The 2,059-nt window shown below is 73.0% G+C and carries 2 protein-coding genes; both read left to right on the top strand.

The window, feature by feature from the left end; genetic code table 11:
• Window positions 1-1,092, top strand: a 1,092-nt coding sequence (locus tag AC1DP0_RS21325; RefSeq protein WP_478088487.1) for a 3-hydroxyacyl-CoA dehydrogenase NAD-binding domain-containing protein, incomplete at its 5' end; no start/stop codon positions are given.
• Complete coding sequence (gene paaI / locus AC1DP0_RS21320) at window positions 1,089-1,550, top strand: hydroxyphenylacetyl-CoA thioesterase PaaI (RefSeq protein WP_478088485.1); 462 nt, start codon at window positions 1,089-1,091, stop codon at window positions 1,548-1,550. The genes AC1DP0_RS21325 and paaI, both read left to right, overlap by 4 nt.
• The last annotated feature ends 509 nt before the right edge of the window (window positions 1,551-2,059 follow it).

The raw sequence follows: 2,059 nt of genomic DNA, 5'->3' as shown, positions 1-2,059 counted from the left end.
GTCGTGCTCGTCGACGCGCTTCCCGGCGCGGCGGCGGGGGCCGTCGAGAGGATCGGCGCTGCCCTGTCGCGCGCCGTCGACAAGGGCCGACTGCCGGCTGACGCGGCGAACGCGGTGCTGACGCGGATCACCCCCGCGGTGTCCCTCGACGAGCTGCCCAACTGCGGGCTGGTCATCGAGGCCGTGCCCGAGGACCTCGACCTCAAGCGAAGGATCTTCGCCGACCTCGCCGACCACCAGCCCTCGACCACCGTTCTCGCGACGAACACGTCCAGCATCGACATCGACGACATCGCCGACGACGTCGCCGACCCGGAGCGCGTGCTCGGCCTGCACTTCTTCAACCCGCCGCCCGTCATGAAGCTCGTCGAGGTCGTGCACGGCGAGCGCACCGCCCAGGCCTACGTCGAGCACGCCACCGCGCTCATGACGGCCTGGGGCAAGACGCCGGTCCGGTGCAGCTCGACCCCGGGCTTCATCGTCAACCGGGTGGCGCGCCCCTTCTACGGCGAGGCGCAGCGGATCGTCGAGAGCGGCATCGCCGACGCGGCGACCGTCGACTGGATCCTTCGTGAGCGCGGAGGCTTCCCGATGGGCCCGCTGGAGCTGACCGACTTCATCGGTCAGGACGTCAACCTCGCCGTCGGCACGTCGGTCTGGGAGCAGACCGGCCGCGACGAGCGCTACACACCGACGACCTTCCAGCAGGACCTCGTCGCGGCGGKTCGGCTCGGGCGCAAGTCGGGCCGGGGCGTCTTCACGTATGCCGCCGACGGCTCGGTCGACGGGGCCGAGCCAGACGTCGAGCTGGCGCACCGCCTCGTGGGCGGGCCCGTCGCGACCGACCCGCTCGCCCGGACGCTCGCGATGCTCGTCAACGAGGCCGTCGACCTCGTGGCTCGCGGCGAGGCGAGTGCCGAGGACGTCGACACGGCGATGCGGCTCGGCACGCGGTACCCGAAGGGCCCCCTCGCGTGGGGGCGCGAGATCGGGTTCGACGTCGTCGCCCGCCAGCTCGCCGAGCTCGACGAGGCCTATCCGGGCGGCCGGTACCGAGCGAGCCCGGCCCTGACCGACGGGAGCATCACATGAGCGAGACGCAGCTGCCCGCCGGAGGTGGGGAGGGCCTCGACGGCCCCGACCCGGAGGCCGGAGTCGCCTTCGCCCGACGGATGTGGGCCGATGACGAGGCCTCGCGACGCCTCGGCATGGAGGCCGCCGTCGTCGAGCAGGACCACGCCGTGGTCCGGATGGCGATCCGCGAGGACATGGTCAACGGCCACGCCATCTGCCATGGCGGCTACATCTTCACCCTGGCCGACTCGTGCTTCGCGCTCGCCTGCAACTCGCGGGGGCGCCTCACGGTGGCGGCGGGGGCCGACATCTCCTTCACCGCGCCCGGCCGGCTCGGCGACGTGCTCGTCGCCGAGGGGCACGTGCGCTCGGCCTTCGGGCGCAGCGGCATCACCGACGTGACGGTCAAGCGGGAGTCGGACGGTCAGATCATCGCCGAGTTCCGCGGGCGCAGCCGCTCCCTCAAACGATCCTGACCCCCACCCCTCGAAAGGCCACGTGTGGCCGGGTGAAGAACGTCGAAAGGCCACGTTTGGCCGAGTGCCGAACGTCGAAAGGCCACGTGTGGCCGGGTGCCGAGCGTCGAAAGGCCAAACCTCGCGATGAGGTTTGGCCTYTCGASGGTTGCGAGGCGGCCACACGTGGCCTCTCGACGGTAAAAGGTCAGCGGGTCAGCGGGAGCGGCGGGCGCCGGCACGGGAGCCGGCGGAGAACGACGCCGCGCTGCCGCCGCTGCTCGTCGAGTAGACGGTCGACGAGCCGCCGCGACGGCCCGAACCGCCGGCGCCACCAGCACCGCCGGACCGGCGACCACCCTGACCGCCACGGCCACCAGCTGCRCCACGACCGGCACCCGCTGCGCGGCCCGAGCCCTCATCGCCGCGGCCTCGACCACGACCACCCTCGCCGGCCGGACGACCTGCACCGGGCGCGCGGCCACCGGCGGACGCACCGCCGGTGCCACGACCGCGGCCGCGTCCACGGC

Source organism: Terrabacter sp. P5_B1 (assembly GCF_056400505.1).
Note: the sequence above shows the minus strand (reverse complement) of the source record. Positions and strands in the feature narration are given on the sequence as shown.

What these genes read in the sequence shown, in the direction of transcription:
- paaI (WP_478088485.1), top strand. Translation starts at nt 1,089, where the DNA reads ATGAGCGAGACGCAGCTGCCCGCCGGAGGTGGGGAGGGCCTCGACGGC.